The organism is Sodalis sp. dw_96 (genome assembly GCF_018449575.1).
Taxonomy (GTDB): Bacteria; Pseudomonadota; Gammaproteobacteria; order Enterobacterales; family Enterobacteriaceae; genus Acerihabitans.
Genome location: NZ_JAAVUT010000015.1, coordinates 47,920 through 70,963, shown reverse-complemented (window position 1 = coordinate 70,963; position 23,044 = coordinate 47,920). Strand labels below are relative to the sequence as shown.

At 55.7% G+C, this 23,044-nt stretch carries 19 protein-coding genes and 6 tRNA genes; 2 read left to right on the top strand and 23 right to left on the bottom strand.

Annotated features, from left to right (window positions below; all coding sequences use genetic code 11):
• Window positions 1-68 precede the first annotated feature (68 nt).
• Genes nadD through leuS form a run of 4 tightly spaced genes read right to left on the bottom strand, consistent with a single transcriptional unit; the run spans window position 69 to window position 4,954 of the window.
• A complete protein-coding gene (nadD, locus tag HB631_RS19395; RefSeq protein ID WP_213992827.1) occupies window positions 69-746 on the bottom strand; it encodes a nicotinate-nucleotide adenylyltransferase in 678 nt (225 codons plus the stop codon).
• Window positions 739-1,770 (bottom strand): DNA polymerase III subunit delta, encoded by a 1,032-nt coding sequence (gene holA / locus HB631_RS19390; protein WP_213992826.1) that lies wholly within the window; start codon window positions 1,768-1,770, stop codon window positions 739-741. Before holA ends, nadD begins: the two co-directional genes overlap by 8 nt.
• Window positions 1,767-2,357, bottom strand: coding sequence for an LPS assembly lipoprotein LptE (gene lptE / locus HB631_RS19385; RefSeq protein WP_213992825.1), 591 nt, complete (start codon window positions 2,355-2,357; stop codon window positions 1,767-1,769). The genes holA and lptE overlap by 4 nt, the downstream gene beginning before the upstream one ends.
• Before the next feature lie 14 nt (window positions 2,358-2,371).
• Entirely contained in the window at window positions 2,372-4,954 is a 2,583-nt protein-coding gene (gene leuS / locus HB631_RS19380; RefSeq protein WP_213992824.1) for a leucine--tRNA ligase, read from the bottom strand.
• Window positions 4,955-5,244: 290 nt separating this feature from the next.
• On the opposite strand from leuS, the gene HB631_RS19375 reads away from it, so the two are divergent.
• Window positions 5,245-5,721 carry a zinc ribbon-containing protein gene (locus tag HB631_RS19375; protein ID WP_213992877.1) on the top strand — a complete coding sequence of 159 codons (477 nt, stop codon included), beginning with the start codon at window positions 5,245-5,247 and terminating at the stop codon, window positions 5,719-5,721.
• Between the two features lie 160 nt (window positions 5,722-5,881).
• Here HB631_RS19375 and HB631_RS19370 read toward each other — a convergent pair whose 3' ends face one another.
• From HB631_RS19370 to miaB, 10 genes are all read right to left on the bottom strand, one after another.
• Complete coding sequence (locus HB631_RS19370; protein ID WP_213992823.1) at window positions 5,882-6,607, bottom strand: amino acid ABC transporter ATP-binding protein; 726 nt, start codon at window positions 6,605-6,607, stop codon at window positions 5,882-5,884.
• Window positions 6,607-7,281 (bottom strand): glutamate/aspartate ABC transporter permease GltK, encoded by a 675-nt coding sequence (gene gltK / locus HB631_RS19365; RefSeq protein WP_213992876.1) that lies wholly within the window; start codon window positions 7,279-7,281, stop codon window positions 6,607-6,609. Before gltK ends, HB631_RS19370 begins: the two co-directional genes overlap by 1 nt.
• Complete coding sequence (locus HB631_RS19360; RefSeq protein WP_213992822.1) at window positions 7,281-8,021, bottom strand: amino acid ABC transporter permease; 741 nt, start codon at window positions 8,019-8,021, stop codon at window positions 7,281-7,283. Before HB631_RS19360 ends, gltK begins: the two co-directional genes overlap by 1 nt.
• A gap of 152 nt (window positions 8,022-8,173) precedes the next feature.
• Entirely contained in the window at window positions 8,174-9,070 is an 897-nt protein-coding gene (locus HB631_RS19355; RefSeq protein WP_213992821.1) for a glutamate/aspartate ABC transporter substrate-binding protein, read from the bottom strand.
• Between the two features lie 338 nt (window positions 9,071-9,408).
• The gene (locus tag HB631_RS19350; protein WP_213992820.1) at window positions 9,409-9,993 is read right to left on the bottom strand and encodes an MSMEG_1061 family FMN-dependent PPOX-type flavoprotein; all 585 of its coding nucleotides are present in this window, start codon (window positions 9,991-9,993) and stop codon (window positions 9,409-9,411) included.
• Between the two features lie 46 nt (window positions 9,994-10,039).
• On the bottom strand, window positions 10,040-11,581 hold the full coding sequence (gene lnt, locus HB631_RS19345; RefSeq protein WP_213992819.1) for an apolipoprotein N-acyltransferase: 1,542 nt from the start codon (window positions 11,579-11,581) through the stop codon (window positions 10,040-10,042).
• Between the two features lie 7 nt (window positions 11,582-11,588).
• On the bottom strand, window positions 11,589-12,467 hold the full coding sequence (gene corC / locus HB631_RS19340) for a CNNM family magnesium/cobalt transport protein CorC (protein ID WP_213992818.1): 879 nt from the start codon (window positions 12,465-12,467) through the stop codon (window positions 11,589-11,591).
• Between the two features lie 29 nt (window positions 12,468-12,496).
• Window positions 12,497-12,973: an rRNA maturation RNase YbeY gene (ybeY, locus tag HB631_RS19335; RefSeq protein WP_213992817.1), complete on the bottom strand. Its 477-nt coding sequence runs from the start codon at window positions 12,971-12,973 to the stop codon at window positions 12,497-12,499.
• The gene (locus HB631_RS19330; RefSeq protein ID WP_213992816.1) at window positions 12,970-14,052 is read right to left on the bottom strand and encodes a PhoH family protein; all 1,083 of its coding nucleotides are present in this window, start codon (window positions 14,050-14,052) and stop codon (window positions 12,970-12,972) included. The genes ybeY and HB631_RS19330 overlap by 4 nt, the downstream gene beginning before the upstream one ends.
• 239 nt (window positions 14,053-14,291) lie before the next feature.
• Complete coding sequence (gene miaB, locus HB631_RS19325; RefSeq protein ID WP_213992815.1) at window positions 14,292-15,716, bottom strand: tRNA (N6-isopentenyl adenosine(37)-C2)-methylthiotransferase MiaB; 1,425 nt, start codon at window positions 15,714-15,716, stop codon at window positions 14,292-14,294.
• Between the two features lie 302 nt (window positions 15,717-16,018).
• On the opposite strand from miaB, the gene ubiF reads away from it, so the two are divergent.
• The gene (gene ubiF / locus HB631_RS19320) at window positions 16,019-17,197 is read left to right on the top strand and encodes a 3-demethoxyubiquinol 3-hydroxylase (RefSeq protein ID WP_213992814.1); all 1,179 of its coding nucleotides are present in this window, start codon (window positions 16,019-16,021) and stop codon (window positions 17,195-17,197) included.
• Window positions 17,198-17,232: 35 nt separating this feature from the next.
• Here the strand turns inward: ubiF and HB631_RS19315 are convergent, their stop codons facing one another.
• The 9 genes from HB631_RS19315 to HB631_RS19275 all read right to left on the bottom strand — a co-directional run bounded on the left by HB631_RS19315 (window position 17,233) and on the right by HB631_RS19275 (window position 23,036).
• Window positions 17,233-17,805 (bottom strand): PH domain-containing protein, encoded by a 573-nt coding sequence (locus HB631_RS19315; RefSeq protein WP_213992813.1) that lies wholly within the window; start codon window positions 17,803-17,805, stop codon window positions 17,233-17,235.
• A 523-nt stretch (window positions 17,806-18,328) separates the two neighbouring features.
• Window positions 18,329-18,402, bottom strand: a tRNA-Gln gene (locus HB631_RS19310).
• Between the two features lie 6 nt (window positions 18,403-18,408).
• Window positions 18,409-18,485 (bottom strand) — tRNA-Met (locus HB631_RS19305).
• Between the two features lie 50 nt (window positions 18,486-18,535).
• Window positions 18,536-18,610 (bottom strand) — tRNA-Gln (locus HB631_RS19300).
• Window positions 18,611-18,659: 49 nt separating this feature from the next.
• Window positions 18,660-18,734: transfer RNA gene (locus HB631_RS19295), tRNA-Gln, on the bottom strand.
• A gap of 20 nt (window positions 18,735-18,754) precedes the next feature.
• A tRNA-Leu gene (locus HB631_RS19290) sits at window positions 18,755-18,839 on the bottom strand.
• Window positions 18,840-18,845: 6 nt separating this feature from the next.
• Window positions 18,846-18,922, bottom strand: a tRNA-Met gene (locus HB631_RS19285).
• 740 nt (window positions 18,923-19,662) lie between these two features.
• A complete protein-coding gene (gene asnB / locus HB631_RS19280; protein WP_213992812.1) occupies window positions 19,663-21,324 on the bottom strand; it encodes an asparagine synthase B in 1,662 nt (553 codons plus the stop codon).
• Window positions 21,325-21,812: 488 nt separating this feature from the next.
• Window positions 21,813-23,036 (bottom strand): ROK family protein, encoded by a 1,224-nt coding sequence (locus tag HB631_RS19275; protein WP_213992811.1) that lies wholly within the window; start codon window positions 23,034-23,036, stop codon window positions 21,813-21,815.
• Window positions 23,037-23,044: the final 8 nt, after the last annotated feature.

Below are 23,044 nucleotides of genomic sequence, written 5' to 3'. Positions count from 1 at the left end.
GATTACTGACGGGCATCGTCTGGTGCTTAACCGCGAAATAAGCCGCGCAGTATAACACGAGCGGCACACTAGAGATATAAACCCTGTTCGTCAATATATCTCTGAACCGATGGCGTCAGCATATCATCACAACGCAGGCCCTCGTGGCGCCGTTCCCGGATTAACGAGGCTGAAATTGACAATTGCGGGGTAGGTGCCAGATAGATAAGCCCGGCGGGTTTTGTGTGCAATTGACCGACATCGGTGGTCAGGCGCGCCTCAAGCCAAGACTGCAATGCCGGCGTAGGCATCTTAGCCCCATAGCCGGGGCGGGCGCAAACCAACAAATGACACTTATCCAATAATTCCAGCCCCCGATGCCATTGTGGCAAGGTCAGCAGGGAATCCTGCCCGATGATGAATCCCAGCGGCGCGTTGCGGCCGCGCTCCCGGCGCAGTGTTTCAAACGTATCCACTGTCCAGGACGGGTTATCCCGCCTCAGTTCCCGGTCATCGATATCGAACAGGGAGCCGCCGATATCCGCCAGGGCCATCTGCACCATGGCCAGCCGCTGCTGGGCGCTGGCTTCCGGCTGCGGACGGTGGGGCGGGACATTGTTCGGCAGCAGGGTGATGCGCTTGAGCCCCACCAGCTTCGCCAGGGCAATGACCGGTTTGATATGGCCGTAATGTATCGGATCAAACGTGCCGCCGAACATTGCCGTCAAAGGCGGGGCGGTCAAGGGCCGGGCTACAGTGTCAGACATTTATCGGCGTTCCGGCGGTGATTTTGCCGCATAACAGCAGGGAAAGGGTTTCCAGACTGGACCAAACCGGATAGCCATAATCCTGCTTGAGGGTGATTTCGATGGCGGTCATCAGCGACACCGCATGGTGCAATTGGTGGGGCGACAGGCGCTGCAACGCCGCCGTCAGCAGCGGCCTGCGGGTTTGCCACACCTTGTGCTGGTCTAGTAATGCGCGCAATGGCGACTGGCGCATCTGCCGTTGAATGGTCAGCAACAACATTACCTCTCGCTGCAGGGTGCGTAATAAAATCACCGGTTCACAGGCTTCCTGCCGCAGTTGCCGCAGTATATGTCCGGCCCGTTTGCCTTTCGCCGCCAGCATGGCGTCCACCCAATGGAAGGGCGTGAAGTGCGCCGCGTCGTTAACCGCGGTTTCCACCCGAGGCAGCGTCAGGCTTCCGTCGGGGTAGGTAAGCGACAGGCGTTCCAGGGCTTGGGACAATGCCAGCAGGTTGCCCTCATAGCAATAACAAAGCAACTGGTTCGCGGCGTCATCCAAGCTCAGCTTCATCGCCTTGGCCCGCGCGGCCGCCCAGCGCGGCAGTTGCCCCTGCTCCGGCGTCATGCAGCTCACATATGCTCCGTTGCGGCCGAGGGATTTGTACCAAGCGCTGTTCTCCTGGGCGCGGGTTAATTTGGTCCCCCGCAACATTAATAATAAATCCGGATGGAGCAGGGTGGACAATTGCGCCAGTTTTTCGCCCAGGGCCGCGTTGGCCCCATTTTCCGGCATTATCAGCAATAAGGTCTGCCGGCTGGCGAACAGGCTCATTGCCTGGCAAAGGCTGAAGATCTCGTCCCAGTCCACGGACGTATCCAGAATAAAGCTCAGATGTTCGGAGAAGCCCTGTGATTCCGCCTGGCGGCGTATCGCATCGTGGCTTTCCTGCAACAGCAGCGGATCGTTCCCGAACAGCAAATAGCAGGCGCGCAGTGATTCCTGCAACTGCGCGCCGAGCTGCTCGGGGTAAAGCCTGATCATTGCGCGTCCTGGGCCGCCAAGGCTTTTTTCAAGGTGAGACTCGCCTGTTTATCGGACTGCCTTTTGCTGGCTTCCTCGGCGGCATGAACCGCCAGAAGCCTGCGCACCAGCTGCTGTGCCGCCTGTTCCCGCATTTCCTGCCGGATGATATCGCCTTCATTGGCTTTGGCCAGGGCGGTCAAGGGGTTGTCAAAAAACGAACGGAATACCCGGATATCGATGGGGAACAAGTCCTTACCGGGCGTCAGCAGGGATGCCTGCACATCCAGCACCAGCTGGTATTCGGCGGTGGTGCCGTTCAGGAACACCGACACCGTCTCCTGGCTTTCGCCGGCGCCGGTCAGGCGCAATGAAGGCAGGAGCCGGCTTTTGGGATCGGAGTCCTTGACTATCTTAATGTCGTTGAGCCGTAATTCCGACCGCACCGCCCGGGTCAGCGGTCCGTAAGGATCGTAACTGTTCAGGGTGAGTGTTTTTAAATCATTGGGTACCATGGTATGAGCCCCGGTACCGCGCAAATGATAACCGCAGCCGGCGGTGACCAGCACCGCGACCCCCAGCAACAATGCTTTCATCCGATGTCGCACAACGCCTCCTTGTCTTAACCTACAACCAGGTTAAGCAATTTGCCCGGTACATAAATGACTTTACGCACCTGGACCCCTTCAAGATATTTTGCCACCAGGTGTTCCCGGGCGGCGCGTTCACGCACCAATGCCTCGTCGGCGTCGGCGGGCACGGTAATTCTGCCGCGCAGTTTACCATTAACCTGAATCACCACTAGTTTGTCGTTTTCCACCATGGCGCTGTCATCTGCAACCGGCCAGGACGCATTGTCGATATCCCCTTCGCCGCCCAGCTCCCGCCACAGGGCGAAACTGGTATGGGGGGTGAAAGGATAAAGCATGCGCACCACCGTCAGCAGCGCTTCCCGCAGCAATGCCCGATCCTGATCATTCTCCTGCGGCAGGCGCGCCAGCTTATTCATTAGTTCCATGATGGCGGCGATGGCGGTGTTGAAGGTTTGGCGCCGGCCGATATCGTCGGTGACCTTGGCAATGGTCTTGTGCAGATCGCGGCGCAGCTCTTTTTGCGGATCGGTCAGGTCGCTTAGGTCCAGCGGCCGCACCGGGCCCGACGCCGTATGATCATAAACCAGTTTCCACACCCGCTTCAGAAAACGGTTTGCGCCTTCAACGCCGGATTCCTGCCATTCCAGGGTCATTTCCGCCGGTGAAGCGAACATCATAAACAAACGTACGGTATCGGCGCCGTATTTTTCCACCATCACCTGCGGATCGATGCCGTTATTTTTCGATTTGGACATCTTGCTCATGCCGGCATAAACCAGCTCGCGGCCCGTGGCGTCGGCGGCTTTAACGATCCGGCTTTTTTCATCCCGTTGCACCGTCACATCCACCGGCGATACCCAGACGCGCTCGCCGCCGGCGCCGGTATAATAAAACGCGTCCGCCAGCACCATGCCCTGGCACAATAAACGTTTGGCGGGTTCATCGGAAGTTACCAGGCCGGCATCCCGCAGCAATTTATGGTAAAAACGGAAATACATCAAATGCATGATGGCATGTTCGATGCCGCCGATATACTGATCCACCGGCAGCCAGTAATTGGCGGCGGCGGGATCCAGCATACCGGTGTCATAGTGCGGGCAGGTATAGCGGGCATAATACCAGGAGGACTCCATAAAGGTGTCGAAGGTATCGGTTTCACGTAATGCCGGCCTGCCGTTCACGGTGGTTTTCGCCCACTGGGGATCGGCTTTTATCGGGCTGGTGATGCCGTCCATCTCCACATCTTCCGGCAGCAGCACCGGCAGCTGATCGTCCGGCGTCGGTATGACCGTGCCGTCTTCCAGGGTGATCATTGGAATCGGCGCGCCCCAATAACGCTGCCGGGATACGCCCCAGTCCCGCAGGCGATAATTGACCTTGCGCTCGCCCACCCCCAGCGCCACCAGTTTATCGGCGATGGCGTTAAACGCGGCGGCGTAATCGAGACCGTCGAATTCACCGGAGTGAAACAACGCGCCTTTTTCCGTCATGGCCTGCTGATTGAGATCCGGCTCGCTGCCGTCCGCCGCCAGGATAACCGGTTTGATGGAAAGACCGTATTTGGTGGCGAACTCCCAGTCGCGCTGGTCATGGCCGGGCACCGCCATCACCGCGCCGGTACCGTAGTCCATCAACACGAAGTTGGCGACCCAGATCGGCACCCGTTCGCCGTTCAGCGGATGAATGGCGAACAGGCCGGTATCCATGCCTTTTTTCTCCATGGTGGCCATGTCGGCTTCAGCCACTTTGGTATTGCGGCATTCGGCGATAAAATCCGCCAGGGCCGGGTTGGCGGCGGCGGCCTGCAACGATAACGGATGGCCGGCGGCGATGGCGACATAGGTTACGCCCATAAATGTATCGGGACGGGTGGTGTACACCGACAGCTTTTCGCCGCTTTCCGCTACGTCGAACCTGATTTCAACCCCCTCGGAGCGGCCAATCCAGTTGCGTTGCATGGTTTTTACCTGTTCAGGCCAGCTCTCCAGCTTGTCCAGGTCGTAAAGCAGTTGATCGGCGTACGCCGTGATCTTCACGAACCACTGCGGGATCTCTTTGCGTTCCACTTTGGTATCGCAACGCCAGCAGCAGCCGTCGATAACCTGTTCGTTGGCCAATACCGTCTGGTCGTGAGGACACCAGTTCACTGCGGAGGTCTTTTTATAGACCAGTCCCTTTTCATACAGCCGGGCGAAGAACCACTGTTCCCAACGATAATATTCCGGCCGGCAGGTGGTGACTTCACGGTCCCAGTCATAACCGAATCCCAGCAGCTTAAGCTGGGTTTTCATATAGTCGATATTGGCATAGGTCCAGGGTGCCGGCGCGGTATTGTTTTTTACCGCCGCCCCTTCCGCCGGCAGACCGAAAGCGTCCCAGCCGATGGGCTGAAGTACGTTTTTGCCCAGCATGCGCTGATAGCGCGAAATCACGTCCCCAATGGTGTAATTGCGCACATGGCCCATATGCAGGCGGCCGGAGGGATAAGGCAGCATGGACAGGCAATAGTATTTTTGCTTGCTGTTATCCTCTGTGACGCTGAAAGTTTTGTGTTCATGCCAGTGACGCTGGACGTGGGGTTCGATTTCTTCCGGGCGATATTGCTCTTGCATGGCAGCCAGTGGTCCTATAGTGAAATACAGCTACGCCCGTATTTTTTATCGGACGCTCTTAACCAAAGATCCGCATAGCATAGCTGATAAGCAACAGTGGCAACAACACCCGCCGTAGCCCGGAGGCGTATTTCTGCCACAATAGGCGTCATCGGGGCGAAATATTTCCTTGCCGCCGGTTTTATGCCGAGTGAGTTTACTCCCATGAACTAGAATTATCGGCACAATAGCTATTCCGGTTCGGCCGGCGGGCAGTCACTGGCCGGTTTGGCACAGACGAGGAGTCAATGATGGACAACGTTGCAATCTATTACCGGGAATTACTGGCCTCCCTGAGTCATCAGCTGGAACAGGGCGAACGGGACATCGACGCGCTGGTGGCGGATGGCCATCGGCGGCTGCTAGCCGCGGGGGATCTGACCCCGGCCGAAGTGGACAATTTAACCCGGGCGGTGCGACGCGATCTGGAAGAGTTTGCTCGTAGTTATGATGAAAGCCGCGGGGAAAATACCGATAGCGTTTTCACCCGGGTGATAAAAGAGAGCCTGTGGCAGGAACTGGCGGATATTACCGATAAAACCCAGCTTGAATGGCAGGAAATCTTCAAGGATGTCTCCCATCACGGTGTCTATACCAGCGGAGAAGTAGTGGGGCTGGGCAATCTGGTGTGCGAACGCTGCCATCATACTCAGCCGGTTTATACGCCGGAAGTGCTGCCGCTGTGCCCGGAGTGCGGTTTTGATCAGTTCCAGCGGCGGCCATTCTGAGGAGTATGTGGCGCGAGTTCCTTTTAACAGGCCCGGTTCAGGCCTCGGCGATCGCGGGTCTAGCGTGCCATGTGGCGCTCGGGCGGGCGGAAAAACCACGCCCGCTTCGACCACATTGGCGCACTCTCCCTTTAACAGGACCGGTTTGAGGTCCGGTAAGTTAGTGCAGGATTTTTGCCAGAAAATCCCGGGCGCGATCGGTTTGCGGATTCTGGAAGAACGCCTCTTTATGGGTGTCTTCCACAATTCTTCCTTCATCCATGAAAATCACCCGGTTGGCCACTTTGCGCGCAAAGCCCATTTCATGGGTGACCACCATCATGGTCATGCCTTCCTGCGCCAGCTCCACCATGACATCCAGCACTTCGTTTATCATCTCCGGATCCAGCGCCGAAGTCGGTTCATCAAACAGCATCGCCACCGGGTCCATGCACAGCGCACGGGCAATGGCCACCCGCTGTTGCTGGCCGCCGGACAATTGACCGGGGTATTTATTAGCCTGTACGGACAGGCCGACGCGTTCCAGTAATTTCAGCCCTTTTTCCCGCGCGGCGTCCTTATTGCGCTTAAGCACTTTTACCTGAGCCAGGGTCAGGTTTTCGATGATGGAAAGATGGGGGAATAATTCAAAATGCTGAAATACCATGCCCACCTTGGCGCGTAATTGCGCAAGATTGGTATGTCGGTCATTCACCACGATATCGTTAACCTGGATTTTTCCCTGCTGGATCGGTTCCAGGCCGTTAACGGTTTTAATCAAGGTGGATTTACCCGAACCCGAAGGACCGCAAACCACCACGACCTCGCCGGTTTGCACTTCGGTTGAGCAGTCGGTCAGAACCTGAAAATGACCATACCATTTCGAAATATTTTTCAGGGAAATCATCAAACCGTCCTTTTCTTTAAATGATTCACCAGCGCAGAAGCGCTCAGGCTGATGACAAAATAAACCGCGCCGGCAAACAAAATCATTTCCACCTGGGTGCCGTCGCGCTCACCCACCGACGTTGCGGTGCGAAAAAAGTCCGCCAGGCTCAATACGTAAACCAGCGAGGTATCCTGGAATAACACGATACCCTGAGTCAGCAGCAGCGGCACCATGGCCCGGAACGCCTGGGGCAGGATAATCAGTTGCATGGACTGCCAATAGGTCATGCCCAATGCCAGCGCGGCCGAAGACTGCCCCCGGGCGATACTGATTATCCCGGCGCGGATAATCTCGGCATAATAGGCGGCTTCAAACAGGGAAAAAGCCACCAAGGCCGAAATCAGCCGGATATCGGTTTTTGGCGACAGTCCCATCACTCTTTGCAGGAAGCTGGGCACCACCAGGTAAAACCATAACAGCACCATCAGCAAAGGTATGGAACGGAACAGATTGACGTAAATTTTTGCCAGCCAGCTGACGGGCTTGAATGACGACAGGCGCATGACCGCCAGGACGGTGCCCCAGACAATGCCGACAAAAACCGCTGTAAAGGTGATTTTCAGCGTTAATGCCATACCCTGCAGCATATAGGGCATACTGGGGCCAATAGAACTCCAGTCAAATTGGTACATCATTTACCTCCTACATGACCGGGCAAGCGTACTTTTCTCTCAACCAGGTGCATGGCAAACATAATGACCGCGTTGATGATCAGATAACCCACCGTGATGGCGGTGAAGGATTCATAGGCGTGTGCGGAGTAATCAAGCAGCTTGCCGGCCTGCGCCGCCATCTCCACCAGGCCGATGGTGGAGGCCACCGCGGAATTTTTTACCAGGTTCAACATTTCCGAGGTCATGGGCGGCAGGATGACCCGATAGGCGCTGGGCAACAGAACATAGCGGTAGGTCTGGGCCAAGGTCAGCCCCATGGCCAACCCGGCGGCCCGCTGACCCGACGGCAAGGACTGTATGCCTGAGCGCACCTGCTCGCAAATACGGGCGGCGGTGAACAGGCCAAGGCAAATCATCGACGAGACAAAAAATTGTATATTCGGATCCAGCTCCGACTTGAACCACATCCCGATATGTACAGGCAAGAGTTCAGGGACCACCAGATACCAGATAAAAAACTGCACGATCAGGGGCACATTGCGAAACAGCTCCACATAACAGGTGCCCAAGGCGGAAAGGAAACGGTTCGGCACGGTGCGCAGGATGCCGAACAGCGATCCCACCAGCAACGCGATAACCCAGGCGCAAAAAGAGACCGCGACGGTCACTTCAAATCCCGACCATAACCAGCCGAGATAAGTGGTGTTGCCGAAAGGGGCGGCTTCAAAAAAAATGCCCCAGTCCCAATTTATAGACATAAAAAACTCCGGGAAAAAAGGGTAGCATCGCTACCCTGAAGATTGATGAAGACCACCATTTTCATACTGCGGGGAACGGCCGCGGCATGTCTGTCTGTCCGGGACCTCAAGCAATCGAGAGGACGGGGAGTCACCCGTCCTTATAGTCGTTATTAGTTTACGGCTTTGTCGTTGGGGGTTTTGAAAAGCTGCTTGACGTCAGAGGACATCTCGAAATTCATATTCATATTCTTCGGCGGAATCGGCTGTTTGAACCAGGTGTCATACCATTTTGCCGCCTGGCCGGAGGTTTGGATGGAGACAATGGTGTCATCCATCAATTTTTTAAACTGCGTGTCGTCTTTACGCAGCATGCAGCCATAGGCTTCTTTTGATTGCGGCGTACCGACTATCTCCCACTCGGACGGGTTTTTGGATTTGGCGCGTTCGCCGGCCAGCAAGGCATCGTCCAGCATAAAGGCCGCCGCACGGCCGGTTTCCAGCGTACGGAACGAGTCGCCGTGATCCTTGGTGGAGATAATGCGCATATTCATGTGCTTTTCGTCGTTCAGTTTATTGATCAGCACTTCTGAGGTGGTACCGGCGGTCACCACCACCGTTTTACCCGCAAGGTCGGAGAAGTCTTTGATTCCGCTGCCCTTTTTAACCGCAAGCCGGGTGCCGATAACAAACAGGGTATTGGAGAAATCCACCTGTTTTTGGCGTTCCAGATTGTTAGTGGTCGAACTGCATTCAAAATCATAAGTGCCGTTTTGCAGCAGCGGAATACGATTTTGCGAGCTGATAGGCAGATATTTCACCTGCAGATTAGGCGCATCGATTTTTTTCTTGATGGCGGCCACGATAGCATCGGAATAATTCTGCGAATAACCCACCACTTTTTGCTGATTATCATAATAAGAGAAGGGTACCGAAGACTCACGATGGCCCACCACCACCACGCCGCTGTCTTTGATCTTTTTCAGTGTGCCGGTCAGGTCTTCCGCATGGGCCATGCTTCCCGCCATACCCAAAATCAGTAATGATAAAGCCACTTTGCGCATTTGCATCTTCCAACTCCTTTGCTGTCATTACGGTGCTGGTGGAATGAGCAGCCCGTAACCATGAGTATCACGTTAAGCGTTGAGAGCTTAAAGCGTAAAACCAAACCAAACTTTATTAAAAATAGTCGATTGTAAATTCTTTGAAATCAAAAAGTTTGTGTTTTGTGAGATTAAGCGCACCAAAATACGGCGTCATGACCGGTTTCGCACAATAAGAGTGCGTAAAATGCACCATTGCGGCGCATTTCGGGCGGAATTATCTCAACAAAAAACAGTTTTTAACGACTATCGCCTGATTATGGAGCAAAATCTATGCCAAAGTCATTATTTACATGCTTGGTATCTTATTTAGCGTCAAGGGACGATAAGGCCACATGAGCTTTGAAAATATCCATTGGCTTGGGGATCCGTGCCGGGTCGGGATGTTTTTCGGGATTCCAGAGGTCGGCAAAGCCGACGGCCCGGCCGCAATGAATAAAGGCTTCGTCTACTTCGATACAAATGACGCTTTTTGCCGGGTGTCCATTCAGCGGGAAACGTTGACATAACGCCGGGTCGACGGAGATACACCCACGGCCGTTAACCCGGAACGTCTCTTGCCAGCCCGGGATCAGGAACAGCATGCCCACATACGGGTTTTGCAGAAGGTTGTTCAGGCCGTCAAGGCGATTGTTGCCGGCGCGGTCGGGCAATAACAACGTCTTGGTGTCCTCGACCTGTACAAAACCGGGTTCGCCGCCTTTGGGAGAGCAGTCGATACCCCGGGCGCCGAGGGTGCCAAGGACCATAAAAGGCGATAAGGCGATGAGCCGCCGTCCATAGTCGTCAATATGGTCAATTTGCTTTAGCACCACCCCTTTTGCGGGCTGCGCATAATGTTCGCGCAGTTGGGCGGGATCGGTAAGCAGATAACGGGGATCGGGCGTCATGGCATTCTCTTCGGTAATAGGCGGGCAGGTTCGCCCGCCGTTTGCTCTATAAAAACCGCGTTTGCCGGCGGCGGCCGAATACCAGCGCCGTAAAGCCCAGCAGCAGTGTGACTATCCACAGCGGCCAATCGCCGAAACGGGCATAGGGCGTCATGCCGGTAGTGGGCGTTACCCTGGCGCTGAGCACGTCGCGGGTAAATTGAGGCAACTGCGCATTGATTTTACCGTCTGCGCCGATTACCGCCGTCACGCCGTTATTGGTACTGCGCAGCAGCGGGCGTCCCAGTTCCAGGGAGCGCATCCGCGCCATCTGAAAATGCTGCCACGGTCCGATGGAGTGGCCGAACCAGGCGTCATTGGAGATGGTCAGCAGAAAATCGGTATCGGGACGGAAATTATCCCTCACCTGAGAACCCAGGACAATTTCGTAGCAGATGGCCGCCGTCAGTTTCATTCCGGCCACGTTGAGCTGCGGCTGGATATAATTGCCGCGGCTGAAGGAGGACATCGGCAGGTTGAATAACGGCGCCAACGGGCGCAACAGCTTTTCAAAGGGTACAAATTCGCCAAAAGGCACCAGGTGATATTTGGCGTAGCGATTCGGGCTCGGGTAATGGTAAGGGGTATTTTCCCCCAGCACCACAATACTGTTGTAATACCGGTCCCCGGCCGGAGACGGACGCGAATCGATAATGCCGGTAATAAGACTGCTATGCTCGTCCCGCAGCAATCCGTCCAGCGTCAGCAGAAACCGGTTCTGATCCAGCTCGTCATCCGGGATCGCCGATTCGGGCCAGATGATGATTTGCGCTTTTCCCAGGGCCGGGCGGCTGTGGTTAAGATAAATATCCAGCGTCGGGCGCACCTGATCGGCGTCCCACTTCAGGGATTGGGCGATGTTCCCCTGCACCATGGCAACATTAATCGCCCGCGCTTCCACGGGGGTATACCAGCGCAGGTTGCTTAGCGGCCAGGGCAGCAGCAAGAGCGCCAGCCCGCAAACCGCCGTCAATGGACCCCGCAGCGCCAGGGAGGCCACCAGCAGGCCGCTGACGGCCATCAGTACGAAGGTCAGGGACTCGACGCCGAACAGCGGCGCCAGGCCCTTGAGGGGACCGTCGATTTGCGTGTAGCCGAACTGCAGCCAGGGTAAGCCGGTGAGCACCCAGCCGCGCAGGAATTCCGTAATCTGCCACAGCACCGGCGCGCCCAGCGCCAGCCGCCATACCGTGGTGGCCGGCCAGATGCGCGCCAGCAGGCCGCTGAACAGCATCGGGTAAAGCGCCAGATAGGCCGCCAGTATCACCACCAAACCGACATTAACCGCTCCGGGAAGGCCGCCGAATTGGGCGATACTGACATAAATCCAGTTCATGCCGCTGCCGAACAGGCCAAAACCCCAGATAAAACCAAGCCAAGCGGCCTGGCGTGGCGTCCGGTTTAAACCTACCGCCAGCAGACCGGCTAATGACAAGAGCGCCGCGGGCCAGAAATCATAAGGTGAAAAAGCAAGGGTGCCGCAGGCACCCGTTAACAGCGCCAGCAGCATACGCAGCCACTGGCGTTTAGATCGCTCGGCGATAACCATGTAAAAATTATTCTTCCATTATGGGTTGAGGTGAATCGTCGGGGATTTTGACATGAACCTGAATAATCCGTCTACTGTCGGCCATGGCAACCTTAAACACATAGTCGTCAATTTCAATGGTTTCGCCGCGGGCCGGCAAATGGCCGAACGCCTGCATCACCAGACCGCCGATGGTATCCACTTCCTCGTCGCTGAAATGGGTGCCGAACGCGTCGTTGAAATCTTCAATGGGGGTAAGGGCGCGAATGGTAAAGGTATGACGGTTAAGCTGGCGAATGTCCCGGTCTTCCTCGTCATCGTATTCATCTTCGATTTCGCCGACAATCAGCTCCAGGATATCCTCAATGGTCACCAGGCCCGAGACGCCGCCGAACTCATCGATGACGATGGCCATGTGATAGCGCTGAGAGCGAAATTCCTTGAGCATGCGATCGACCCGCTTGCTTTCCGGCACCACCACCGCGGGGCGCAATACTTTATCCATGCTGAAAGGCTGGGAATTGCTGAGCATAAACGGCAGCAGGTCCTTGGCCATCAGGATCCCCTCGATATGATCCTTATCCTCGCTTATCACCGGAAAACGGGAGTGAGCGGATTCGATAATGACATCAAGACACTCTTCCAGGGACTGGTTGTTTTTCAGCGTCACAATCTGTGAACGGGGGATCATGATATCCCTGACGCGCTGTTCGGCGATGTCCATTACGCCCTCCAGCATATCGCGGGTATCGGGGTCTATCAGCTCGTTTTGTTCCGAATCGCGGATAAGTTCCAGCAAATCATTACGATTTTTGGGTTCACCGTGAAATAGTTGATTAAGGATAAGGGTAAAAAAGCCTTTTTTGGGACTGGGGCTGTCATTGCTTTGCGAATGGTCGTCGCTCATGGCGTTTAGTTAATTTCACTCGTAGTGGGTTAGGGGTTAACGTCTTTTTCCGCAATATAAGGGTCCGGATAACCCATGGATTGCAGGATTTCAGCTTCCAGCGCTTCCATCTCCTCGGCTTCCTCATCGAGGATATGATCATACCCTAGCAGATGAAGGCAGCCGTGAACAACCATATGCGCCCAATGGGCATCCAGGGGGACATTTTGTTCCTCCGATTCCCGTTCCACCACCTGGCGGCAAATCACCAGGTCCCCCAGCAGCGGCAGCTCAACCTGCGGCGGGGCTTCAAACGGGAACGACAATACATTGGTGGGCTTGTCCTTGCCGCGGTAAGTCAGGTTCAGTTCGTGGCTTTCCGCCTCATCCACCAGACGGACGGTCACTTCGGCCAGTGGACGGAAACGCGGCAACACCGCCGTCAGCCAGCGGGTAAATGCCGCTTCGTCGGGCAAACCCGCGACGTCTTCGCAGGCCAGCTGTAAATCAAGAATAACGTCACTCATCGGGCTTGTCCCTCATTGTCGCCGAGCGTCCCCTGGCCGTTGTAATGGTTATAGGATTCGCGCTTGCGCAGCTCCGCCAATGCGTCTTTGCGTTTTTGCTCGGCGCTTTCCCATTCTTCATAGGCCACCACGATGCGGGCCACTACAGGATGTCGCACCACGTCCTCGCTATGGAAAAAGTTGAAGCTGATTTCCTCAACGCTCGCCAGCACATCGATGGCATGACGCAGCCCGGATTTGGCATTACGCGGCAGGTCGATTTGCGTGATGTCGCCGGTAATGACCGCCTTGGAATTAAAACCGATGCGCGTCAGGAACATTTTCATCTGTTCAACGGTGGTGTTCTGGCTCTCATCCAGGATGATGAAAGCATCGTTAAGGGTCCGCCCGCGCATATAGGCCAGCGGAGCGACTTCAATGACGTTGCGTTCGATGAGCTTTTCCACACGTTCGAAACCGAGCATTTCAAACAGCGCGTCATACAGCGGGCGCAGGTAAGGATCCACCTTCTGGGCGAGATCGCCGGGCAGGAAACCGAGCTTTTCCCCCGCCTCCACCGCAGGGCGGGTCAGCATGATACGGCGTATCTCCTGCCGTTCCAGCGCATCCACCGCCGCCGCCACCGCCAGGTAGGTTTTACCGGTACCGGCCGGGCCGACGCCGAAGGTGATATCATGATCAAGGATATTGGCGATATATTGCGCCTGGTTGGGCGTCCGGGGTTTGATAACTCCCCGTTTGGTCTGAATGTTCACCGCTTTGCCATAGTCCGGCACGCTTTCGGCGGTCTGTTCCAACACCCGGCTTTCCTTGATGGCCAGATGTATTTTTTCAGGCTCGATATCGGCGATCAGGCCGCGCACCGGCGCGGTATCCACATAAAGCGTTCGCAGGATATTAGCCGCCGCCTCGACGCAAAGCGGCTTGCCCACGAGTTTAAAAACGTTGTCACGACGATTGATTTCAATGCCCAACCGGCGTTCAAGATGTTTGATATTGTCATCAAACGGCCCGCAGAGGCTCATTAGGCGGTTATTATCCGCCGGCTCCAGTACGATTTCTTTAGTGTCAACGTTCAAACTTTTCCTCTTGGCCGTAAAGACCATGTTAGAGAGTGTCAAGGGTATCAAAACCAACCTACCCGCAACTTGCAGTATGACGGGTATAGGACTCAATAAATGAAGTAAACACCCGCCGGCGTCAAGGGTGCAAGCTTTCAGAAGGATATTGGGGCACGAATCGCGAAAAGCAACCGGCAGGACCGCCTGGCAAAGAAGGGCGGCGGGAAACCGCACGCCCAGGGTGGATCGGGGAGGGATCACGGCTGATGGATACCTACGCCGATATCATTCTCTTTGCGGGTGCGGGCGATGACCGACGCCGGACTTTCACTGACCCTGAGGCCCATTTCGTCCTCGGTTCGCACCACGACGCCGCGCAGCGAGTTGGGATAGACATCAACAATCTCGACGTCCACGAATTTGCCGATCATATCCGGCCGGCCTTCAAAGTTCACCACACGGTTATTTTCGGTGCGGCCCGAGAGTTCCATCAGGCTTTTGCGGGAGGTGCCTTCCACCAGGATACGCTGCACCGTGTCCTTCATCCGGCGGCTGTACTGCATGGCCTGCTGGCTGATGCGTTCCTGCAGCAGATGAAGCCGCTGTTTTTTCTCGTCTTCGCCGACATCGTCTACCATATCGGCGGCCGGGGTGCCGGGACGGGCGGAGTAGATGAAACTGTAGCTCATATCGAAATTCACATCGGCGATAAGCTGCATGGTCTGTTCGAAATCGGACTGGGTTTCACCGGGGAAACCGATGATGAAATCGGAGCTTATCTGGATACCGGGGCGGGCCTTGCGCAATTTACGGATGATGGATTTGTACTCCAGCGCGGTATGGGCGCGTTTCATCATGGTCAGGATACGATCCGAACCGCTTTGCACCGGCAGATGCACAAAGCTCACCAGTTCGGGGGTATCAAGGTAGACCTCGATGATATCGTCGCTGAATTCAATGGGGTGGCTGGTGGTGAATCGGACCCGGTCGATACCGTCTATGGCCGCCACCAGGCGCAGCAGCTCGGCGAAAGTGCAGATATCACCGTCATAGCTGGCGCCGCGATAGGCGTTGACGTTCTGGCCCAGCAGGTTGACTTCCCGCACGCCCTGCGCCGCCAGTTGCGCTATTTCAAACAGAATATCGTCGCAGGGACGGCTGACTTCCTCGCCCCGTGTATAGGGCACGACGCAGAAACTGCAATATTTGTTACAACCTTCCATAATTGAGACAAAGGCGGTGGGTCCGTCGGCGCGCGGTTCCGGCAGGCGATCGAATTTTTCGATTTCCGGGAAGCTGATATCCACCACCGGACTGCGGGTGCCTCGGACGTGATTGATCATTTCCGGCAGCCGGTGCAGGGTCTGCGGCCCAAAAATAATGTCCACATAATGGGCACGTTCGCGGATATGCGCACCTTCTTGCGACGCAACGCAGCCGCCGACCCCGATAATCAAATCAGGGTTGGCTAATTTCAATTCCCGCCAGCGGCCCAGCTGATGGAATACCTTTTCCTGGGCTTTCTCGCGAATGGAGCAGGTATTGAGCAGCAATACATCCGCTTCCTCGGGGTTATCCGTCAACTGGTAGCCGTGGGTGCTGTCCAGTAAGTCGGCCATCTTGGACGAATCGTATTCGTTCATCTGACAGCCCCAGGTTTTGATATGCAGTTTTTTCGTCATCGGCTAGCCGTTTACTCAGTGCAGGTAAAAAGCATAAAGGCTTATGCTGGGCGCGTATTGTAATACGTTGGCCTGATGGTGACCAGTCCGCCGAGCCACAAGGTAACCGGGATAATGAAAAATTGCGTTATACCCTTCATCTTTAAAGTCGCCGCTGTGTTGGCTGCACTCGTTCACCCGAATCACTTACTTGAGTAAGCTCATCGGGATTCTCTCGCTTGCCGCCTTGCTGCAACTCGAAAGCTATTGGGTATACACTATGCACTATGCAAATCCTCATAAACGACCTGAGTGTAACCGACATGACAAACAATACATCCTATGATGTGGTGGTGGCGGGGGGCGGTATGGTGGGCGCCGCGGCGGCGCTGGCCTTGGCACAGGCCGGTTTCAGCGTGCTGGTGCTGGACCATGCTCTTCCCGTGGCGCCGGGGGTGGATGCCCCGCCGGATTTGCGGGTTTCCGCCATCAGTTGCGCCTCGGTTGAGCTATTGCGCAGGTTAGGGGCCTGGGAACGCATCGACGATGAATATCGGGTGCCTTACCGGCGTCTTGAAACCTGGGAGTGGGACGCGTCCCGGGTCACGTTTGACGCCGCGGCGCTGCATTTGCCGGAGCTGGGATTCATGGTGGAGAACTACAGGGTGCAACAGGGATTGTGGCAGGCGTTCGAGACCTGCGACACCCTGCGGCTGCTTTGTCCCGCCAGCCTGGCGACAATGAATTATGACGGCGGCAGGTGGCATCTGACGCTGGATAATGGCGAGACGGTCACCACCCGGCTGCTGATTGGCGCCGACGGCGCGCAATCACGGGTCCGCCGGCAAGCGGGCATCGGCGTGAGCGGCTGGCAGTACCGCCAATCCTGCCTGTTAATTACCGTGGCCTGTCCCTACGGCCAGCAGGATATCACCTGGCAGGAGTTCTCTCCCGACGGTCCCAGGGCCTTTTTACCGCTGTATAACCACTGGGCCACATTGGTGTGGTATGACAGCGCGGCCCGCATCAAACAGTTAAAGGCATTATCATTACCGGCGCTGGAACAGGAAGTGCTGCGGGTTTTCCCCAAACGTCTGGGGGCTGTCAAGGTACATGCCGCCGGCGCTTTCCCCTTGACGCGCTGCCATGCCCGCCGCTATGTCAATCCCGGACTGGCCCTTATCGGCGATGCGGCACATACCATCAATCCCTTGGCGGGTCAGGGGGTAAATTTGGGCTTTCGAGATGTGGAGGCCTTGGCCGATGTGGTTATCGGTGCCCGCGATCACGGCGAGCCCTGGGATGAGCTGCGGATCTTAAAACGCTACCAGCACCGTCGCTACGCCGATAACCTTTTGATGCAAAGCGGTATGGATCTGTTTTACACCGCCTTCAGCAATACCTTGCCGCCGGTGAGGCTGGTGCGTAATCTCGGCCTGATGCTGGCCCAGCGGGCAGGGGTACTGAAAACGCGGGCGCTGAAATACGCCCTCGGATTATAAGGTTGTTCTCTCGGGCGGCAGTAAAGGCCGCCGGATTACATTGCCAGGATGCGGGCTTTTTGCGTGCTGAACTCTTCGTCGCTCAATATGCCCCGCTCTTTCAAGGAAGCCAGCTTTTCCAACTGGATTATCATCTCCATCGGCGCCGGCTCAACGGGGTATTCCCTTGATGCCGCCAAACCGCCGTCGGCGTCGCTAAGCCTTTCACGGGCGCTGTTCACCAGGTTGGTGAAGGGAATCACCGCGCCTTTCATCACATTCTCGATGGTATAGTCTTGGCCGGCGGTGCTCAGGGTGATGCTGCCGGTCATCATCCGGGTCCTGCAGTCCACTGAAACGATATCCGCCAGATCGATGGTGACCTGCTTGAGGCCGAACACCATGCCCTTATCTAGGAATAACACCCGCCGGTCGGTCAGGGTGATGAGCCAGGTGTTGCTGCCCATCAGGCCGGAAGCAACGGCCAATGGGGTTTCGTCGTTTTCCAGGATGGCGGGCAGATGGTAAAACTCTTTGCGGGTGCCTAGCGGCATATCGCCCGCCTGCTTGGATAGGCGTTTGAATTCGATTTTTAATTCTTCAAGCGTTGCGGTTTTATAATTAATCATCGTTGATTCTCAATCAATAATTTACAATTTCAGCTTTATCCATCCTGGATGCGGTGCAGTTTGCACGATAAGCCGCGCCCAAAACCTTGATCTGGATTTACTTGCGCTGCTTTAGTGGTGAAAATGAGCCACCGGCTGCCATTGTGCCTCTCTCTTTCTTCAGAGTATAAAAACCCACCAAGAGTTCATTACGCAACGATGAATGGAAGGCGGGGTGGGAAGATTCGCCCCATAAACGCGCCCTAGGGAAAATAGGCAGAGGTTTATGGCGGGGAATAGTACTTAAGGAACGACAAACTGACGGCGGGCGCGGCCACTCCGGGTCGTCTCGCGGCGGAACAGCCGGCCGCATGGATGCGGTACTTGTGGGAACGACCGATTATTGGCGTGCGGTTCCGCAGAAGAAGCACTGGTCACGTGATGGAGACGGCATAAAAAAACGGAGCGTTGTCAATGACAATCGCTCCGTTCTCAACAACCCGCTGATTACAGCTGGCTGTTTGACTGCTTACGCAGTCTTGTATGGCTGGGGTACCAGGATTCGAACCTGGGGTGGCGGAATCAGAATCCGCTGCCTTACCGCTTGGCGATACCCCAAAAATGTGGTGGCTACGACGGGAATCGAACCTGTGACCCCAGCATTATGAGTGCTGTGCTCTAACCAGCTGAGCTACGTAGCCAAATTATACTTAAATATTCGTGGCTTACAATACTTTTTGCCAATTTATTTTGGCTGGGATACCAGGATTCGAACCTGGGGGTGGCGGGATCAAAACCCGCTGCCTTACCGCTTGGCTATATCCCAAAGCAACCGCAACCACAAAATTCTTGCCTCGCAAACTAAACGAAGCTATTGGCTGGGGTACCAGGATTCGAACCTGGGCGTGGCGGGATCAAAACCCGCTGCCTTACCGCTTGGCTATACCCCATCCGCTGCGTAACCGAAATATGGTGCGGGAGGCGAGACTTGAACTCGCACACCTTGCGGCGCCAGAACCTAAATCTGGTGCGTCTACCAATTTCGCCACTCCCGCAAAGTATGGTGGCTACGACGGGAATCGAACCTGTGACCCCAGCATTATGAGTGCTGTGCTCTAACCAGCTGAGCTACGTAGCCTTCCTTCCGCGTGACCATCATTCGGCGTTGCGGGGCGCATTATGCGTAGTTGCAGAAATTCAGTCAACACCTTTTTTTGGGAATCGGCCTTTGCGCATGCTGTTTGTCCGGCTTATGACCAACCTGATGATAAAAACCGCATAAGGGGTGATTTTAGCACTTTTTGCAGGGTAAAAACGGGCCAAAACGGCCCGGAGATGAGAGTAGCAGCGCTGGCATCGGGCTTAAGGCCGACGGGATTACCGCGCTGTGGGCGCTATCCCCTTGACACGTTCGTTGCACGTTCGGTGACAGCGGGCTTACCGCGTCGTGGGGCGCTCGGGCAGGCGGAAAAACCACGCCTGCTTCGACCCCATCGACACGGTCTCCCTTTATCACGTACGTTGCACGTTCGGTGATCGCGGGCCTACCGCGTCGTGGGGCACTCGGGCAGGCGGAAAAAACCACGCCTGCTTCGACCCCATCGACACGGTCTCCCTTTAACACGTTCGTTGCACGTTCGGTGATCGCGGGCCTACCGCGTCGTGGGGCACTCGGGCAGGCGGAAAAACCACGCCTGCTTCGACCCCATCGACACGGTCTCCCTTTAACACGTTCGTTGCACGTTCGGTGATCGCGGGCCTACCGCGTCGTGGGGCGCTCGGGCAGGCGGAAAAACCACGCCTGCTTCGACCCCATCGACACGGTCTCCCTTTAACACGCTCGTTGCACGTTCGGTGGACGCGGGGCTGGCCGCGACGTCAATACGCCGACTGATGCACGCCCACGGCGCGTCCCGACGGATCGTCCATGTTTTTGAACGACTCATCCCATTCGATGGCTTTAGCCGATGAGCAGGCCACCGACGGACCGCCGGGAACACATTCGGCGGCGCTGGGCAACGGGAACAGCTCTTCAAAGATTTCGCGGTAAAAATACGCCTCTTTGGAGGTGGGGGTGTTATAGGGAAAACGGAAATGCGCATTGGCCAATTGCTGATCGGTAATTTGCGCGGCGGCCACTTCTTTGAGGGTATCGATCCAGCTATACCCCACGCCGTCGGAGAATTGTTCTTTCTGGCGCCAGGCGATACTTTCCGGCAGGTAAGACGCGAAACATTCACGCAGCACGTGCTTCTCGATTTTACCGTGGCCGCACATCTTGTCCTGCGGGTTGAGTCGCATAGCCACATCAAGGAAGTTCTTGTCCAGGAAAGGCACGCGGGCTTCCACGCCCCAGGCGGACATGGCTTTGTTGGCCCTTGCGCAATCGTACATATGCAGCGCCTGCAGTTTGCGCACCAGTTCCTCATGGAACTCTTTGGCGTTCGGCGCCTTATGGAAATAGAGATACCCGCCGAACACTTCGTCGGCGCCTTCGCCGGACAGCACCATCTTGATGCCCATGGCCTTGATTTTGCGCGACATCAGATACATCGGCGTCGAGGCGCGGATAGTGGTCACATCATAAGTTTCGATGTGATAGATCACGTCGCGGATGGCGTCCAATCCTTCCTGAACCGTAAAGTGGATTTCATGATGCACGGTGCCCAGATGGGTAGCCACCTCTTTGGCGGCGCGCAAATCCGGTGAACCTTCCAGGCCCACGGCAAATGAGTGCAGCTGCGGCCACCAGGCTTCAGTGCGTGCCTCGTCTTCAACCCGGCGCGCGGCGTATTTTTTGGTAATGGCGGAGATAACGGAAGAATCGAGTCCGCCGGACAGCAACACACCGTAAGGCACATCGGACATCAAATGGCTTTTTACCGATTCTTCTAGGGCGTCGCGCAGGGCGGCCTTATCGGTCAGGTTGTCTTTGACATTGTCGTAAGAGAACCAATCGCGGCTATAGTATTCACGAATTTCACCATCCGGGCTCCACAGATAACTTCCGGGAGGAAACTCTTTGATACTGCGGCAAATAGGCACCAGCGCCTTCATTTCCGACGCCACGAACAGCGTGCCGTTTTCATCATAGCCCATATAAAGCGGAATGATGCCCATGTGGTCGCGGCCGATGAGGTAAGCGTCTTTCTCGGTGTCATAAAGGATAAAGGCGAACATACCGCGTAAATCGTCGAGGAATGCCGGTCCCTTTTCCTGATACAACGCCAATATCACCTCGCAATCGGAGCCGGTTTGGAACGCGTAGCGATCGCCAAGTTCCTGACGCAGGGCCTGGTGATTGTAAATTTCGCCGTTCACCGCCAGTACATGGGTATGGGCGGCATTGTACAGCGGTTGCGCGCCGGTATTGACGTCGACGATGGAGAGCCGTTCATGGGCGAGAATCGCTTTGTCGCTGGCGAACACTCCCGACCAGTCCGGGCCGCGATGGCGCATCAGGCGCGACATTTCCAGCGCTGTCTTGCGCAGTTCCGTGGGATCCGATTTCAGATCCAGGGCACCAAAGATTGAACACATAATTTTTCCTTGCTTCTTTTATGGTCGTGTATGACGTCTCAATAACATCGATTTAGCATCAAAATGCCACATCTATTCAAGATCTATCAATGAAAAAAGCCAGGCTGCTGAAGATAACTTAATTTTTACGGCTAAAAAATGAGGATTCACTATTAAAGTCGGCCATAAGGCCTTGAGATTTGTTCAACCGTTAATGGCTGATATCGCGGTAACCATTGAAAAAACGGTAATCACGCGATCTCAGCAAACATCCATTCACAGCAAGTATCTATCCACAGCAAACATCCCTTCACAGCAAGCATCTATCCACAGCAAACATCCATTCACAACAAGCCTCCATCCACGGCAATCGCCCAACCAGACACGCGACAATCAAACTACTCACTGCCCTCTCCGGAAACAGGGTATTCGTTGTTTAGGCGACGGCAGCCGTCTTGACTGTATCAAAGACCCGGATCGCCTGAATCATGTACGTTGTGTTATCCGGTTCAGCTGCTTTCCAGCAGGCGTTGCAGCAATACACCGTTGAGCATGGCCCGTTTCACCAGGGCAAAGGCGCCGATGGCCGATCCGTGGTTCAAGGCGGAAATCACCACCGGCAGGTTTTGCCGGAAACCGCTGAGGGTCTGGTTGTCAATACAGCGCTGCACCGCCGGCAGCAAAACTTTATGCGCTTCGGTAATCTCGCCGGCCAGCACCACTTTTTGCGGATTGAACAGGTTAATGGCGATGGCTATCACCTTGCCCAGATGATGACCCACCTGTTCGATCACCTCGCAGGCCAGAGGGTCGCCGCGGTTGGCGGCTTTGCAAATGGCGTCGATCTGGCAATGGTCAAGACTGAGCTTGCTCGGGTAGCCCTGGGTGAGCAAATGGCGCACCCGCTGCTCGATGGCGCCGTTGGCGGCGATGGTTTCCAGGCAGCCGAAGTTGCCGCAGTAACACCGCTCACCCAGCGGATCCACCTGGATATGGCCGATTTCACCCACATTGCCGTTACTGCCGAGGAAAATTTGTCCGTTTACCAGAATGCCCGCACCGGTACCACGGTGCAAACGAACCAAAATGGAGTCTTCGCAGTCATGGGTTGCACCAAAATAGTGCTCCGCCAGCGCCAAACTGCGGATGTCATGGCCGACGAAGGCGGTTAAGTGGAACCGCTTTTGTAAATTTTCCACCAGCGGCCACTGAGTGACGCTGATATGCGGCATGTAGCGCACCACGCCGGAGTAGGGATCCACCAGGCCGGGTAGTATTACCGAAATGGCTATCAGCTCACGGATTTTGCGCTGATTTTGTTCCAGAAAACGGGCGATAGCGGTAAACAGCGCCTCTTCCAGCGCTTGCTGGGTCCGCTCCGGCAGCGGCATATACTCTTCACTCAGGGATTTGCCGGTGAGATCATAAAGGGTAATGGTGGTGTCGTGACGGCCGAGGCGAATGCCGATGGCCTGAAAGGCACGGGTTTCGGCAACGATGGAAATTGCCCGCCGGCCGCCGGTGGAAGCCTGTTGATCCACTTCGCGGATCAGGCCTCGTTCCAGCAACTGGCGGGTAATCTTGGTGATGCTTGCGGGCGCCAGCTGGCTCTGTTCCGCTATTTGGATTCGCGATATAGGACCCGATTGGTCTATCAGGCGGTAGACCGCCGCGCCATTCAGTTGTTTAACGAGATCAACATTACCTATCGTGGCCTGTCCGCCTGGGGTCATCAGTGCTC

What these genes read in the sequence shown, in the direction of transcription:
- corC (WP_213992818.1), bottom strand. Translation starts at nt 12,467, where the DNA reads ATGAGCGACGACCATTCGCAAAGCAATGACAGCCCCAGTCCCAAAAAA.
- HB631_RS19350 (WP_213992820.1), bottom strand. Translation starts at nt 9,993, where the DNA reads ATGACGCCCGATCCCCGTTATCTGCTTACCGATCCCGCCCAACTGCGC.
- miaB (WP_213992815.1), bottom strand. Translation starts at nt 15,716, where the DNA reads ATGACGAAAAAACTGCATATCAAAACCTGGGGCTGTCAGATGAACGAA.
- leuS (WP_213992824.1), bottom strand. Translation starts at nt 4,954, where the DNA reads ATGCAAGAGCAATATCGCCCGGAAGAAATCGAACCCCACGTCCAGCGT.
- ubiF (WP_213992814.1), top strand. Translation starts at nt 16,019, where the DNA reads ATGACAAACAATACATCCTATGATGTGGTGGTGGCGGGGGGCGGTATG.
- nadD (WP_213992827.1), bottom strand. Translation starts at nt 746, where the DNA reads ATGTCTGACACTGTAGCCCGGCCCTTGACCGCCCCGCCTTTGACGGCA.
- HB631_RS19275 (WP_213992811.1), bottom strand. Translation starts at nt 23,036, where the DNA reads ATGACCCCAGGCGGACAGGCCACGATAGGTAATGTTGATCTCGTTAAA.
- ybeY (WP_213992817.1), bottom strand. Translation starts at nt 12,973, where the DNA reads ATGAGTGACGTTATTCTTGATTTACAGCTGGCCTGCGAAGACGTCGCG.
- HB631_RS19315 (WP_213992813.1), bottom strand. Translation starts at nt 17,805, where the DNA reads ATGATTAATTATAAAACCGCAACGCTTGAAGAATTAAAAATCGAATTC.
- holA (WP_213992826.1), bottom strand. Translation starts at nt 1,770, where the DNA reads ATGATCAGGCTTTACCCCGAGCAGCTCGGCGCGCAGTTGCAGGAATCA.
- lnt (WP_213992819.1), bottom strand. Translation starts at nt 11,581, where the DNA reads ATGGTTATCGCCGAGCGATCTAAACGCCAGTGGCTGCGTATGCTGCTG.
- HB631_RS19360 (WP_213992822.1), bottom strand. Translation starts at nt 8,021, where the DNA reads ATGTCTATAAATTGGGACTGGGGCATTTTTTTTGAAGCCGCCCCTTTC.
- gltK (WP_213992876.1), bottom strand. Translation starts at nt 7,281, where the DNA reads ATGTACCAATTTGACTGGAGTTCTATTGGCCCCAGTATGCCCTATATG.
- HB631_RS19355 (WP_213992821.1), bottom strand. Translation starts at nt 9,070, where the DNA reads ATGCAAATGCGCAAAGTGGCTTTATCATTACTGATTTTGGGTATGGCG.
- HB631_RS19370 (WP_213992823.1), bottom strand. Translation starts at nt 6,607, where the DNA reads ATGATTTCCCTGAAAAATATTTCGAAATGGTATGGTCATTTTCAGGTT.
- HB631_RS19375 (WP_213992877.1), top strand. Translation starts at nt 5,245, where the DNA reads ATGGACAACGTTGCAATCTATTACCGGGAATTACTGGCCTCCCTGAGT.
- asnB (WP_213992812.1), bottom strand. Translation starts at nt 21,324, where the DNA reads ATGTGTTCAATCTTTGGTGCCCTGGATCTGAAATCGGATCCCACGGAA.